The sequence below is a fragment of the Serratia sp. K-E0102 genome, from assembly GCF_029962625.1.
Classification (GTDB): Bacteria; Pseudomonadota; Gammaproteobacteria; order Enterobacterales; family Enterobacteriaceae; genus Serratia; species Serratia sarumanii.
Genome location: NZ_CP124754.1, coordinates 932510 through 946479, shown reverse-complemented (window position 1 = coordinate 946479; position 13970 = coordinate 932510). Strand labels below are relative to the sequence as shown.

Sequence of the window (13970 nt, the reverse complement as noted above, 5' to 3'; positions counted from 1 at the left end):
TAGGGTGAACGGCGATCCTATCCCGACCAGGCGATGGCATAATAACCACATCAAGACTTTTAATAACGTTAAACGGCCAATATGACGCAGATCCGCAGCCAACGCCTTCAGCATGAAAAAAAGCACCTGACGCCCTGGCACCGGCACGAAGGCGGCCAGATCTATCTCTTGACGCGCGGCATGCTGGCAATGGAGCTCCCGGGCCGGCAATGGGCGATCACCGGCGGTACGCTGGGCTGGCTGCCGCCGGGATGCGCCCATCAGGCGCTGGCCTGCGGCGACGTGGCGGGCTGGAGTCTGTATCTGCCGGTGGAAAGCGTGCCGGAGATGCCGCCGCTGCCGCAGCTGTTTACGGCCTCTGAGCTGTTGCAGGCCCTGGTGGAGCGCATCGCGCAGTTCCCCGCCGGCCCGCTGAGCGCGCCGCAACGGCGGCTGCTGCAGGTGCTGCTGGACGAAATGCACGCGGCAAGCCGCGCGCCGTTACAATTGCCGCTGCCGCAGGACGCCAGGTTGCTGAACATCGCCCGGGCGCTGCTGAACGATCCCGCCAGCCCGCGCAGCCAGCGCGACTGGGCCATTTGGGCCGGGCTCAGCCCGCGCACCCTGAGCCGCCGCTTTCTGCAGGAAACCGGCATCAGCTTCGCGCTGTGGCGCCAGCAGGCGCGGGTATTGCGTTCACTGGAGGGATTATCACGCGGCAAAGCGGTCGGCGAGGTGGCCGACGCCTGTGGCTATGACAACGTCAGCGCCTATATCGCCGCCTTTCGTCGCCGCTTCGGCGTCACGCCCGGGGCGTACTTTGCGCCGGCTCGGCAAACGGAATAGGAAAACGGGCGCCCGGCGCCCGAAGAGAAGAAAGGGTTACTTCACCGTCTCACGCGGCAACACCGCGAGGATTTGTTCCACCACCCGCTGCGGATCGGCGGCGCCGTCTATCACGTAATGCGCGGCGTCCTGATACAGCGCTTCGCGCGCCGCCAGCACCTCGAGCATCTCCTCGGCGATCGGTCTGCCGGTGAGCGTCGGGCGCTGCGCATCTTCCGGGTACTCTTCCAACCGCTGCGCCAACACGCTGGCCGGCGCGCGCAGGTAGATAACGGTGCCATGCTGGCGCATAAACTGACGGTTCTCCTCCGCCAGGATCGCCCCGCCGCCGGTGGCAACTATAGTTGACGGCTTGGTCACGGTTTGCAACGCGATGGTCTCGCGGCGGCGGAACCCCAGCCAGCCCTCGCGCTCGACCATTTCCGCCACGCTCATCTGCGCCGCCTGCTGCATAAACAGATCGGTATCGACGAACTGATAGCCCAACGCCAACGCCAATGCGCTGCCTACCGTGGTCTTGCCGGCTCCGCGAGCGCCTATCATGAACAGGGTTTGTGTCATTACGGGTTGTCCCTTATGCGGTGACTTGAGTGCATTGCATACCAAAATACCGAGCGGGTGCGATGGCGTGGTGGCAGCATCATACCCTGCCCGCTCTGTATTTCAATATTTACGATAGTGTAAATTCCATGGCACAGCGACTGCCTGCGGCAAAGCCGTGCGCCAGATCCTCATCCAGGTGCCGCCGCAGAGCGGCCGTGAGCCGCGCGTCGTCAAGCGGCCGGAATCCCAGCCGCCGGTAGTAAGGCGCATTCCACGGCACCTCAATGAAAGTGGTGAGCGTCAGGCGGCCCGCCCCCTGCCGTTTGGCCTCTTGCGCCACCGCGCCGATCAGGCGACGGCCGACGCCCTGCCGCTGCCAGGTGCCGGCGACCGACAATTCGGCGATGTGCCAATCTTCCCCCTGAGCCTGCACGGCAATAAAACCGGCGCACTCGCCGTTGTCGCTTTCCGCCAGCCATTCACGGCGCTCGGCGATAAATGCGGCATGCTGCTGCGGGGCCATCACCTCGCCTTCGGCGATAAAGCGCCATTCCGGCTGCTGGCGAAACAGCTGCGCCGCCGAACGTTCAACCGCCATCAAGTGCACGATATCCCGCTGCTGCGCCAAACGAATCTGCAGGCTCATGGGTTCTCCTTAACGTTGGGGCGGTTATTTAAGCAAATTTCACCGCCCGTGGCTTAGAAATCGACACTGCCGCGCAGCACCACCTCACGCGGTTCCCCCACCGCCACGCGCAGGTTGCCGCCGCTGGACGGGTAGTAGGTTTTATCGAACAGGTTCTTCACGTTCAGCTGCCATTTCACCCGATAGCCGTTGATCGGCATGGTATAAGCGGCGAACGCATCGGCAACGGTGTAATTATCCAGGTAGAAGCTGTTGGCGGCGTCACCCGGGCGGCGGCCCACGTAACGCGCGCCGGCGCCGATGCGCACCTCATCGCCGCTGTACAGGCCCGGGCTGCCCAGATTCTGGGTCAGGAACAGCGAGGCGGTGTGGCGCGCCACGTTGGTCATCTCTTTCCCCTTGTTGTCCGGATCGTCCACCACCCGCGCGTCGGTATACGCATAGGAACCGATCAGGCTCAGCGAGTCGGTGAGATTGCCGGCCACGTCCAGCTCCACGCCCTGCGAACGCACGCGCCCGGCGGTGCGCGTCACGGTTTCGCCCTCCACCAGCTCACTGACCATCACGTTGCGCTTGGTGATGTCAAACAGCGCCAGCGTGCCGGTAACGCCGTTCGGCAGCGCCAGCTTGCCGCCGACTTCCCACGACTTGCCCTGCTCCGGCGGCAGCGAACCAATTTGGGTGGCGATGGAAGAGTTCGGCTTGAACGACTCGGTATAGCTGCTGTACAGCGATACGTAAGGCGTCAGCTTGTAGACCACCCCGGCGCGCGGCACCAGCTTGCTGTCCGAGCTGTCGGTATTGGCCTGGAACGGCCGCCCCTTGCCGGCATAAACGTCGAAAGCGTCGTAACGCAGCCCGCCCATCACCAGCCATTTATCGGTCAGCTGGATGGAATCCTGCATAAACCAGCCGTAGCTGGTGAGGTTTTCCCGCTGGTCGCTGTCTTTGGCGCTGACCGCGGTCGACGGCGGCATCAGGCCGTATACCGGATGATAGATATTGAAATCGCTGTTCTTTTTACCGCGGATCATGTCGCCGCGGTAGGTACGGTTATCTTCAAAATCGAAGCCGAACAGCATCTGGTGGTTGATGCTGCCCCAGTCCACGTCGCCATTGAGCGTCAGCTGCACCGCGTTGGCGTGGCTGACGGCGTTGGCGGTCGCGTCGGCCTGGCGGCTCAACACGCCGCTCTCCGGGTTCAGCGCCGTGGCGCGCGCCTGGTTGTCGCTGTAGCTGTTGCGGCTGTAGGCGTAGGTCAGTGAGCTTTTCCAGCGCTCGTTGAGCGTTTGATCGATCTGCAGTGTAACGCTGTCCTGATCGCCGCGGGTGGCGTTATAGGCTTCGTCGAAACGGCGATCGCGCGGCGTATTCACCGGTTTGCCGGTGCGCGAATCGATAATGGTGCCGCGATCGAACGGCACCAGATATTCCATATGTTCATAGGCCAAGCGCACGGTGGTGTTCTCGCCGTACCACATCAACGACGGCGCGATCACCGTCTGGCGGTTGCGGCCAAAGTTGCGCCAGTAATCGGTTTCATCGTGATCGACGATCATGCGATAGGCGAACCCCGACGTGCCGAGCGGCCCGGTAACGTCAAGCTGGCCGCCGCCGCCGTTGAAGCTGCTGCCCCAGCCTTCCACGTGGGTATGCTGCTGCAGCTGGGGCTTTTTGGTGATCATGTTGATCATCCCACCCGGCTCGCCCATGCCGTACAGCATCGAGGCCGGCCCCTTGAGCACCTCCACCCGCTCGGTGGTCGGCGTGAAATTGCGCGCCTGCACCGAGCGCACGCCGTCGCGCAGAATCGAGCCGTCGCGGTTGTCGCCGAAGCCGCGTTTCATGACCGCGTCCTGGGTGCCGCCCAGCGTGTTGGCCTGGGTAATGCCGCTGACGTTGTACAGCGCTTCGTCCAGGCTGCTGACCGCCTGATCGGTAATCACCTGCTGCGGCACCACGTCGATCGCCTGCGGCACGTTCAGCAGGCTGGTTTCGCTGCGGGTGCCGGTGACGCTGGTCAACGGCTGATAGCTCTGCACGCCGTCGGCGTCTTTGCGGCCAATCACCACCAGGCTTTCTTCTTTCGATGCGGCTTTTTCCGCCGCCCACGTCGGCGATGTCGCGCAGGCCGCCAAAGGCAACGCGCACCACCAGCCGCGCTTGTTGTTATTCATTATCTAACTGACTCCAATAGGTCCCTGAAAAAGGTAACGGCAAAAACTGCTGATACAGCTGTTGGAAGGTCTGCTGCGGGTTAATGTCGGCGAACAGATCCGGGTAAAACGCTTTGGCGAACATCTCGACCAGCACCACGTGATACGGGCTGAGGTAAAAATTGTGCCAGACGCTCCAGGCGCGATGGTTTTTCACCGCCTGCAGGCTGGCCAGCATTGGCTGTTTGGCGATCAGCCGGCGGAAGCTATCGGCGGCGTCCTGTTGGCTGACCTGCGGCCCGAGGCGCAGATCAGACAGCCGTTTGCCCTGCGGGCCGGCCATGCCGGTGGCGAGGTAAACGTCGGGATTGGCGCTCAGAATGGTTTCCGGGTTCAGTTCGCCATACACCCCTTTGACGCTGGCGTTGGCGATGTTGTCGCCGCCGGCGAAGGTCAGCAGATCGCCGAGATTGCCGTGCGCGGCGGTAGTGCAGCAGGTGTCGCGCCGCCCCAGATGCAGGTGCAGCATCACTTTGGGCTTCGGTCCCTGATAGCCCGCCAGCCGTTGCCGGATCACCGCCATATGCTGCTGATAAAACGCGATGAACTGCTCGGCGCGCTGCCGGCGATTGAGCACTTCGCCCAGCAGCCGCACGCTCGGCACGGTGTTGTTCAGCAAATCGATGCGCAGATCGACGTAGATCACCGCCACGCCGGCCTTGTTCAGCGCGGAAACCAGCAGATCGTTGTCGCCGTCTTCACGCGCGTAGCGCGCCAGGATCACCAGATCCGGCTTCAGCTGCAGCAGGCTTTCGATGTTAACCTGGCGGAAATTATTGCCGCTGATAATGGGGATCGCGGCGATCTGCGGGAATTTCTGCGTATAGAGCTGCCAGCTTTGCGCGTCGAACCGCGCCAGATCCGCCGGCCAGCCGACGATGCGCTGCGCCGGGTTGCCCGGCTCCAGCAGCGCCAGCGTATACAGCATGCGGCTCTCCCCCACCACGATGCGCTGCGGGTTGTCCGGCACCACGACCTGGCGGCCGGTGATATCGGTCACCGTCTTCGCCTGAGCGGAAAACACGCCAAAGCACAGGGAAAGCAGCAGTAAAATGAGGGGATTGCGCATGATTGAACCGACACGGGGAATAGTGTGCGCATGATAATCACTCTCATTAGCACTTGCAATCCTGCGCCGCAATTGCCAAAAGAAATCCGGGAAACGGCGCCGGGGGCGCGCCGAAACACCGCGAAACCGCTGAAAGAGCGGCTTTAAAAAGTTAAAAAAATGGCGGAAAAGTCGGTTAAATAGAACGGAGAAACAGCAAAAAACCGGGAGATCACCATGACTCAACGTATCATTCCGCTGTCGGAGTGCCCGCAGTTTGCCGATGTGTGCGCCGCCTGGGCCTTCGGCCAGTGGGGCTCACAGCGCGGCGGAACGCTGGAGCGCACCCAGCTGCGCTTCGCCCAATGCAGCCGGCCGAGCGACGATCACCTGACGTTGATGATGATCGACGGCGATCGCCCGGTGGGCATGGCCAGCCTGTGGCCCAGCGACGATCATCAGCGCCAGGATCTCACCCCGTGGCTGGCCGGCGTTTTCGTGCATCCCGATCACCGCCGCAAAGGCATCGCCCACCGTCTGGAAATGGCCATCGTCGAAGCGGCGCGGCAGCGCCATCACTCGGTCTTGCATCTCATCACCGATAAATCGGAAGCGCTGTACGCCGGCTGGGGTTGGCAGCCTCTGGAACGCCGGCGGCAGTATGACGAAGACGTGGTGGTGATGGAGAAAACGCTGTAGCTAACGCGGCGTACAGACATACACCAGCGCCGGCGGGAAGTTGCGCACCACCCGCAGGCGCTTCCAGTGAAAATAGCGCGACAGCAATTTTTCCGACAGGTGGCTGTATTGGAACAGCACCAGCGTGCCGTTGCGCGCCAGCAGCCGCTGCCGGGCCTGCTGAAGAATGCGCACGCTGATCCTGACCGGGATCGACAGCAGCGGCAGGCAGGAAAACACCACGTCGTAATCCGTGGCCATCCGGGTCGCCGAATGGGCCATCACCTGCAGCCGCCGATCGTCTATTCCGCGCAGCCGATGCACGAAATGGGGTTGGATCTCGAAAGCCTCCAGCGCCGCATCGGCGCGCATCCGCCCCAGAATGCGTTTGGTCAGTACGCCGTCCGCCGCGCCCAGCTCCGCGATCGACAACGCCCGGGTCCATTCAATCTGGTTCAACATCGCCTGGCACAGCCACGGAGAAGAAGGCGCCAGCGTGCCGACGGTGCGCGGCGAAGCCATAAATTGCTGCAGGTAAGCGAAGTGATTCATCAGTTGCAGCCGGGTCGCATTTAACATTGAGGCCTCCTTGGGTTAAGCCCTCAATGTGAGCCGAATTTCTTAAGTAATCATTAACATGATTCCGAAAGCGGCGGACACAGTTGTAAAAAAATGCAACCTCTGCCGCGGTGGAAAAAGAAAAACGGTCGTAATAATGACCTGAAAATAAGCCGCTATGCCCCGGCTATTCAGATAATTATTACGACCGTTTATTTTATTGACCGCACTGCCGCGGCCAAAGGGTGAAAAAAAACCAACGCTTAGCGATAAATTTCCGCATTGCCGCGCCAGTTGCTGGAATCCCCGGGGGTATCCAGACCGATAATGCGGTAATGGCTGGCGCCACCCGCCGCGGCTTTTTCTTTCAGGGCGGTGATGGCGTCATGCGGTGAGCCGCTAATGCCGGAAACCGACACTACGCCGACGCTTTGCAGATTGGCGGCCTGCTCGCTGTTGACCTGTTTCACCGACGACAGCGGCGCGGCGAAAGTGGAGAAGGAAGCGGCGGCGATCAATACGGCTGCGATGCTTGGGATAAGTTTCATGATTGACTCCAGGTGTTCTTGTTTATTAGCTCGTTGTCAGTGATGTTAATTATCCGCCAGCCAATGAAAACGGACGTCACGCAACGTAAAGAACATCAATCATTGTGAGGAGAATAAGGAGGAAGTGAGAGCGAGTATGTATTTTCAGGCAGGAATGACTTTACAGGCTTCACCTTACCCCTATTTGATGAACAATTAAAGACAGGACGAAAGAAAGAACGCGCGCCGCCGCTATTTAAGATTTTTTACCCGCCGAGGCGCGCTGAGCTACGCTGATTTTGGCGATGTGGGAGAGCATCTCGCGCGGCAGAACGCCGCAGCGGCACGCGGAAGCCTGAAGCAAAAGGGGGCGCTATCGCCCCCGATATCGGTCACTTCAAGGGGTGCGGCAAGGTGAGCACCCAGAGCTCGCTCAGCGACTCCGGCTGCTCCAGCGGGCGCAATTCGATGCGGGCGTCGGTCTTGTCGCCGTCGAGGCTCAGCCGCCCTTCTTTCTCCAGCTGGTAGTCGCCGATTTTCTTGCTCTTTGGCGACGCATCCACCAGCTTGGCCTGCAAGCCGAAATCGTTGTCATTGATCACCGCCAGCGTGCGATCGTCGATCAGCGCCAACCCTTCGGCTTTCTCCTGGCGCCAGCCCAACTGGCGCAGGTCCGCCACTTCCCGTTTCTGCGCCAGCTTCACGCCGCGTTTGGCGAGCTCTTTCGCATCGTCGAACTCCAGCGCTTTCCCCTGGCTGTCAAACGCGCTCAGATCGCTGGCCTGCGCGAGATCCACCAGATAGATCTTGTTGATCATCGTCTTATCTTTATCGCTTCCCTGTTCAATCAACAGGACGCGCTGGTTGTCCAACGCCACCACATCGCCAATCTTGGCGTCTTTGGCTTTTTTATAGCTGTCGATATCGATGGGATAGCCGTACATGGCGGTTTTGCCACTGCGCGGATCGAAGCTCACCAGCCGGATAAACTGCGCCTTGTTTTTGCTTTTGCCCTCGACATCCAGCGTACTCTGCACCGCCGCCAGAATGCGCCCATCCGGCATTCGGGTCAGCCCCTCAAAACCGCGGTTGGGTTGGCGCCACTTCAGGATGTTCGGTAAACCGCTCGCCACCGCCTGCTCGCCGGCCTGCGGCGTTGGGCCGTATTTGGCGAGAATTTTGCCTTTGCCGTCGACATGGATCAGAAACGGGCCGTACTCGTCACACAGCCAATAGCCGCCGTTGCCGTCACCGATGATGCCTTCGGTATCCAACCCGCGGCGATCGCCGGACAGCGGTTGCAGCGCGTCATTCAACGCCACTTCGTTCGTGGAACCAATCAGCTCGCCCGGCAGCGGCAGCCCGCTGATCGGCCCTTTTTCGTCATGCAAGGGCCGCGCATTCTCGGCCACGGCCTTGCCGCCGCCAATACGAATGTCCATCAACAGGGGCACGAATTGCGGATTGGCGAAAATCTTGGCTTCTTGCTTGCCCACCGCAGGGGCATCGGCATTCGGGCCGCGATCGGTCAGCGTCGTCAGCACCAGATCGTCGCCCTGCTTGCTGTTGAACGTCAGCCCTGAGCCGATCCCCACCGGCAGCCCCTGCGGGAAATTCTTGGCGAACGCCCCCTGATACGCGACGCGTTCCCCGCCGGGAAAGCCGACCACATAACGCGCCACCTCAATGTCGGCAGCGTAGGTGAATACAGGAAACAGTGAAGCCAACAGCAGGGAGAGCGATTTTATTTTCATGATTTTTACCCGAGGTTGAATGAAGCGTTATCAGGCAGAAGAAGATATTAATTTAGCATGACACTTAGATGACAACAGGCCATTCGTCAAATGCACAATCGGTAATAAGGTTGGCTGGCAAATAGAAATTAGCAATTAACCTGAGCGTATTGAATGGGGAAAACCGCTGGAAAAAATCGCCCGAAAATAGCGTGCCATTTCGCTTAGGGTAAATTCTTATGGCAAAGATAAAAAAAGCGGCAAACGCGCGCCGGCACGGGGAAAAACGGCGTTTTTCTCATAGACAAAATAAAATGCCGAGGATTTAATACCGCCGTTATTCAAGGTGCATTAAGAAAATTCTATAGAATATCTGCATGAACTGAAAAAGCTGTTCTATAGTTTTTAGTGCTAACGCCCGTTAGTCAATTCCGCAGGATGGAATCTATGTCAAAGCGACTTTTTGCCGAATTTTTTGGCACATTTTGGTTGGTGTTTGGTGGTTGTGGTAGCGCAGTATTAGCAGCGGCATTCCCACAGCTGGGTATTGGTTTCCTCGGCGTTGCGCTCGCTTTCGGTCTGACCGTGGTGACGATGGCCTATGCCGTCGGCCATATTTCCGGCGGGCACTTTAACCCGGCGATCACCGTTGGCTTATTCGCCGGCGGCCGTTTCGCGGCGAAAGACGTGATCCCTTACGTGATCGCTCAGGTGATCGGCGGTATCGCCGCAGCGGCGGTGCTGTATTTGATCGCCAGCGGCAAAGCCGGTTTCGACGCCACCGCAGGCGGTTTCGCCTCCAACGGTTACGGCGAACACTCTCCGGGCGGTTATTCTCTGCAATCAGCTATCGTGATTGAGCTGGTGCTGACCGCCTTCTTCCTGATCGTTATTCATGGCGTGACCGACAAGCGCGCGCCGGCAGGCTTCGCCCCGCTGGCGATCGGCCTGACGCTGACCCTGATCCACCTGATCAGCATCCCGGTGACCAACACCTCCGTCAACCCGGCGCGCAGCACCGGCGTAGCGATCTTCCAGGGCACCTGGGCGCTGCAGCAGCTGTGGGTCTTCTGGCTGGTGCCGCTGGTCGGCGGCATTATCGGCGGCCTGATCTACCGCTGCCTGCTGGAAGACAAAAAATAAGCGCATCGCAGCCGATAGCGTTTCGCGGGGCAGCCTTCATCGGCTGCCCCGTTGCTTTCAGCCCTTCGTCACTTCAAACATCATGATATCGCTGGTAAAGGTGCCGTCCGGCTGAATGGCGAAATGCGCCGCCACCTCCTGCGACACGCTTTGCTGCAGCGCGCGGATCGCGGTAACGAAATGCGCCGGCGTGCGCATACGCGCCACCCAACTGCCAAACTCCAGCATCAACCGATCCGACGTCACCTCGCGCACCACCAGCCCGGCTTCGGTCAGCAACGTCAGCCACTCGCCCGGCGCATAGTTGCGCACGTGTGAGGTGTCGCGCAGCACTTCCACGGTTTGCAGATAGATATCCAACAGCGGATGCCCCGGCGAGACCACGTCCATAAAGATCGCTCTGCCGCCCGGCTTGAGTACCCGCCTGACCTCACGCAGCGCCTGGCCGACGTCGTGCCAGTGGTGCGCCGAATAGCGGCTGATGACCAGATCGAAGCCGGCGTCCTCAAACGGCAAAGACTCCGCCACGCCCTGCTGCAGCTGAATGTTGTTCAGGCCTTTTTCCGCCGCCGCCTGCTCCACCACCGCCAGCATCTGCGCCGACAGATCGTAGGCCACCACCTGCGCTACCCTGGCCGCCGCCGTGAAGCTGGCATGCCCGGCGCCGCAGCCCAGATCGAGCAAGCGCGCGCCGGCGTGCGGTTCCAGTAACTGTGCAAGGCGCTGCAAATCCTTGCCCTGCGCGTGTACCGCGCTGGTTAAGTAGGCGTTGGCCTGCTCGCCGAACTGCCGGTCTACCGCGTTTTTATGGCTGTTGCTGATGCTCATGTTTGCTCCCGTTATTATCCGGCTTGCGCCTGTGCCTGAAGACTTTCGGCTACTATAATCAGGCTACTATACGGGTACAATATGAGCAGTTATCCTGGTATAAATAGGTACCACGCTATGTCATCAGAAGCCTTATCCGGGCCAAAGGCCCTCGGCGCGTTTCTGCGCGCACACCGCGAACGCATCACGCCGGAAATGCTCGGCCTGCCCAGTTCCTCACGCCGCCGCACCAGCGGCCTGCGGCGCGAAGAGCTGGCGCAAATCAGCGGCATCAGCGCCACCTGGTATACCTGGATCGAACAGGGGCGCGAGGTGTCCATTTCCCCCTTCACGCTGGCGCGCATCGCCAAGGCGCTGCGGCTCGGCCCCGCCGAACGCCACTACCTGTTTACCCTGGCGCGCGTCGCCGACCCCGAGCAGGAAACTCACCGCGAAACCGCCAACGACACGGTGCTGCAAAGCGTGCACCAGATGACGGTGCCCTGTTACCTGCTGGACGTGACCTGGAACGTCGTCGCCTGGAACCCGCAGGCGGCGGCGCTGTTCAGCGGCTGGCTGGATGTGGCCAACAGCCCCAACCTGCTGCACTTCATGTTCTTCCACCCGCTGGCGAAAACGCTGGTCAGCGATTGGGAAGAACGTGCCCGCCGCGTGGTGGCCGAATTCCGCGCCGAAACCAGCCACCATCAAAACACCGAAGAGATGCGCGCCTTCGTGCGCAGCATGACGCACAACAGCGCGGACTTTAATCACTGGTGGAAACAGCATGACGTGATGGCGCGCGAAGGCGGCGAGCGCGCGTTCGAGCACCCTCGGCAAGGCGCGCTGCGCTATCGCCAGCTCACCTTCCATCCTGCGGAGCACGGCGGTCTAAAGCTGGTGATGCTGATCCCGCTGCCGTAATTGGTAACAAATTCATAGACAGGTTTACCCGTCATTTATTTATTGGTTCATGTAAACGCGCTAGGGTGATTGTTACCGATGACAACGATCATCCAGCACCGTTATTTATCTCCCGAGGTACGCCTATGCAATCCGAAGAACAACGCCTTATCGATGGTCTGTTTGGCCGCCTGAAAGAAGCCGAGACCAAGACGGGCCCACGGGATCTCCAGGCAGAACAGCAAATCAATCAGCATATTCGCGAGCAGCCTTCCGCCCCTTATTACATGGCGCAGGCGATGATCATTCAGGAAGCGGCGCTCAAGCAGATGGACCAGCGGGTCAAAGAGCTGGAAGCCCAGGTTGCGCAGCTGCAGCAAACCGCCAACGGCCAACAGAGCAGCGGCGGTTTCCTGGCCGGCCTGTTCGGCGGCGGCAGCCGCAATACGCCAAGCCCGCGTGAACAGTATCAGGCGCAGCAGCAAAATACGGCGGCCTGGAACAACGCGCAGCAGGGGGGCTACGCGCAGCCGCAGCAGCCAGCCTACGCCCAACCGCAGCAGGCGGCGCCTTCACGCGCCGGCGGCTTCCTGGGAGGCGCCTTGCAAACGGCGGCGGGCGTCGCCGGCGGCGTGGTATTGGCCGACATGCTGACCGGCATGTTCCGCCATTCGCAGCCGCAGGAAATCGTGAACATTATCGAAGAAACCCCGGCGCCGCTGGACGACAGCGCGATGCGCAATTTCGACGCCTCCAACAACCTTGATACCTTCAACAGCGGCGACAGAGGCAGCTTCCTGAATCAGGACAACGGCTTCCAGAACGCCAACTACCAGGACGACCAGGACTACGCCGACGACGATTACAACGACGACGACGATTCCTTCCTGTAATGCCTCTCTCCCCCTCTCACCCGCAGAGGGGGGATTTCCCGTTTCGCCGATCTGGACTACAGTGAACGCTGTTTATTTATCCGGCCGGGAGAAACGATGCCGAGCTTTAATCCTTCAGCCCCGTACTTCAGCGAACGCCTGCAGATGCGGCCGCCGGTGATGGCGGACCTCGAACGTTTCTATGCCATCTTTGGCGATCCGCAAACCCAACGCTTCAACCCCGCCGGCCCGCTCACCAGCGAGGCGCAGGCCGCTTCGGCGCTGCAGGAGCGGCTCACCGGCTGGCGGCAACACGGCTACGGCTCCTGGGCGCTCGCCCTGCGCGAACGGCCGGATTGGGTTATCGGGTTTGGCGGGTTGTCCTGGAAACCGCTCGGCGCGCAGCGCACCGTGAACCTCGGCTATCGCTTCGACACCCGCGTCTGGGGCATGGGGCTGGCCACCGAGATGGCGCGGGCTTCACTGCAATACGGGTTTGTCGGGCTGGGGATGGATGAGATTTCCGCCATTGTGCGCGCGGAGAATCAGGCTTCGTGGCGGGTGCTGGAAAAGATCGGCATGCAGCGTGTGGATAGGCTGGATGACGTGCCCGGCGCGGCGCCGAGCCTGGTGTATACGCTAAAGCGCGGCGACTATCAGGGCTGATCGTCGCTGATTTTAGCCAACGCCATGCGGTAAGATTTGACCTTCTGACGCTTTTTCAGCCAGGTGGTGGTAGAGACGATGAACACCGCGCCCGACATCGCCAACACGCCGATCGGGTGGCCGTAAAACACCATCAAGGCAAAGTACACGGCGGAAACGATCGCCACCCACTTCGCCGTATTGCCCATGTCGTTCTTCTCTTGGGTCAAACGGCGGATGTGTTCTTCTTCACTGATTCCCATACGCGCTCCTTGTTGGCTGAACGTTCCATTATATGGGGCTGGAATGTTGATATTTCAAGCAGTTGGATGGTAAAGAAGCGTAAAGCTCAGGCCGGCGGTTCCCGCCGCCGAGGCAGATAGCGCCCGGGCTGATCGGCGCCCGGCAGGCCGGTGCCGTCGTTGCGGCCAAACAGCCGGTAGCGATTGCCGGCGACCGCGTCGTAGACCTTGTCCGCCAGCCGCGGCGGCAGGTAACGCGCCAGCGCCAGCACGCGGTACGGCCACCCCAATTGGCGCAGCGCCTGGAACAGCGCAGCCGAACGCAGCCAATAGCGCCCCTGCTCAACATAGACCACGGAATCGAAACGATCGGTCGGCAGCCCGAACGCCTGCAGGATCGCCTGCCCTTCGACGGATTGCACCGTCGCCAACAGAATGCACCGCTGCCGATCGGCGCGAATAAGATACCTCACCAGCCCGTGACACAGATTGCATTCGCCGTCGAACAACAGCGCGCGATCGCCGGGCTGGAGATAAGGCAATGGTGATAAAGGGGTCATTCCGCCTCCCGTTAAACGCACGCC

General features: G+C 60.7%; 16 protein-coding genes. 6 read left to right on the top strand and 10 right to left on the bottom strand.

The features are described from left to right. Positions 1–81 precede the first annotated feature (81 nt). Entirely contained in the window at positions 82–825 is a 744-nt protein-coding gene (locus tag SSARUM2_RS04390; RefSeq protein ID WP_060439035.1) for a helix-turn-helix transcriptional regulator, read from the top strand. Positions 826–861: 36 nt separating this feature from the next. On the opposite strand, the gene aroL is transcribed toward SSARUM2_RS04390, so the two are convergent. The 4 genes from aroL to SSARUM2_RS04370 form a co-directional block, all read right to left on the bottom strand. Continuing rightward, on the bottom strand, positions 862–1386 hold the full coding sequence (gene aroL / locus SSARUM2_RS04385; RefSeq protein ID WP_033637260.1) for a shikimate kinase AroL: 525 nt from the start codon (positions 1384–1386) through the stop codon (positions 862–864). Positions 1387–1495: 109 nt separating this feature from the next. After that, positions 1496–2014 carry a GNAT family N-acetyltransferase gene (locus SSARUM2_RS04380; RefSeq protein WP_033647354.1) on the bottom strand — a complete coding sequence of 173 codons (519 nt, stop codon included), beginning with the start codon at positions 2012–2014 and terminating at the stop codon, positions 1496–1498. A gap of 53 nt (positions 2015–2067) precedes the next feature. Beyond that, positions 2068–4191 carry a TonB-dependent siderophore receptor gene (locus tag SSARUM2_RS04375; RefSeq protein WP_060429185.1) on the bottom strand — a complete coding sequence of 708 codons (2124 nt, stop codon included), beginning with the start codon at positions 4189–4191 and terminating at the stop codon, positions 2068–2070. Next, complete coding sequence (locus SSARUM2_RS04370; RefSeq protein ID WP_033653300.1) at positions 4184–5299, bottom strand: ABC transporter substrate-binding protein; 1116 nt, start codon at positions 5297–5299, stop codon at positions 4184–4186. Before SSARUM2_RS04370 ends, SSARUM2_RS04375 begins: the two co-directional genes overlap by 8 nt. Before the next feature lie 216 nt (positions 5300–5515). On the opposite strand from SSARUM2_RS04370, the gene SSARUM2_RS04365 reads away from it, so the two are divergent. After that, positions 5516–5977: a GNAT family N-acetyltransferase gene (locus SSARUM2_RS04365; RefSeq protein ID WP_033647358.1), complete on the top strand. Its 462-nt coding sequence runs from the start codon at positions 5516–5518 to the stop codon at positions 5975–5977. On the opposite strand, the gene SSARUM2_RS04360 is transcribed toward SSARUM2_RS04365, so the two are convergent. The 3 genes from SSARUM2_RS04360 to SSARUM2_RS04350 all read right to left on the bottom strand — a co-directional run bounded on the left by SSARUM2_RS04360 (position 5978) and on the right by SSARUM2_RS04350 (position 8795). Next, positions 5978–6535: an rRNA adenine N-6-methyltransferase family protein gene (locus tag SSARUM2_RS04360; protein ID WP_033647359.1), complete on the bottom strand. Its 558-nt coding sequence runs from the start codon at positions 6533–6535 to the stop codon at positions 5978–5980. Between the two features lie 242 nt (positions 6536–6777). After that, on the bottom strand, positions 6778–7062 hold the full coding sequence (locus SSARUM2_RS04355) for a YdgH/BhsA/McbA-like domain containing protein (protein ID WP_033637254.1): 285 nt from the start codon (positions 7060–7062) through the stop codon (positions 6778–6780). Between the two features lie 371 nt (positions 7063–7433). After that, a complete protein-coding gene (locus SSARUM2_RS04350) occupies positions 7434–8795 on the bottom strand; it encodes an esterase-like activity of phytase family protein (protein WP_060439036.1) in 1362 nt (453 codons plus the stop codon). 426 nt (positions 8796–9221) lie between these two features. On the opposite strand from SSARUM2_RS04350, the gene aqpZ reads away from it, so the two are divergent. Then, complete coding sequence (aqpZ, locus tag SSARUM2_RS04345) at positions 9222–9917, top strand: aquaporin Z (RefSeq protein ID WP_025301712.1); 696 nt, start codon at positions 9222–9224, stop codon at positions 9915–9917. A gap of 57 nt (positions 9918–9974) precedes the next feature. On the opposite strand, the gene SSARUM2_RS04340 is transcribed toward aqpZ, so the two are convergent. Continuing rightward, positions 9975–10745, bottom strand: coding sequence for a class I SAM-dependent methyltransferase (locus SSARUM2_RS04340; protein ID WP_033647366.1), 771 nt, complete (start codon positions 10743–10745; stop codon positions 9975–9977). Positions 10746–10862: 117 nt separating this feature from the next. Here SSARUM2_RS04340 and SSARUM2_RS04335 point away from each other — a divergent pair, with 117 nt between their 5' ends. The 3 genes from SSARUM2_RS04335 (at position 10863) to SSARUM2_RS04325 (ending at position 13165) form a co-directional block, all read left to right on the top strand. Then, positions 10863–11648: a helix-turn-helix transcriptional regulator gene (locus SSARUM2_RS04335; RefSeq protein ID WP_060439038.1), complete on the top strand. Its 786-nt coding sequence runs from the start codon at positions 10863–10865 to the stop codon at positions 11646–11648. A 125-nt stretch (positions 11649–11773) separates the two neighbouring features. Beyond that, positions 11774–12520 (top strand): DUF2076 domain-containing protein, encoded by a 747-nt coding sequence (locus tag SSARUM2_RS04330; RefSeq protein ID WP_060439039.1) that lies wholly within the window; start codon positions 11774–11776, stop codon positions 12518–12520. 96 nt (positions 12521–12616) lie between these two features. Beyond that, positions 12617–13165 carry a GNAT family N-acetyltransferase gene (locus tag SSARUM2_RS04325; RefSeq protein WP_060439040.1) on the top strand — a complete coding sequence of 183 codons (549 nt, stop codon included), beginning with the start codon at positions 12617–12619 and terminating at the stop codon, positions 13163–13165. On the opposite strand, the gene SSARUM2_RS04320 is transcribed toward SSARUM2_RS04325, so the two are convergent. Next, complete coding sequence (locus tag SSARUM2_RS04320; RefSeq protein ID WP_033637247.1) at positions 13156–13407, bottom strand: hypothetical protein; 252 nt, start codon at positions 13405–13407, stop codon at positions 13156–13158. The genes SSARUM2_RS04325 and SSARUM2_RS04320 overlap by 10 nt on opposite strands. An 86-nt stretch (positions 13408–13493) precedes the next feature. Then, a complete protein-coding gene (locus tag SSARUM2_RS04315) occupies positions 13494–13946 on the bottom strand; it encodes a thiol-disulfide oxidoreductase DCC family protein (RefSeq protein ID WP_060439041.1) in 453 nt (150 codons plus the stop codon). Between the last annotated feature and the right edge of the window lie 24 nt (positions 13947–13970).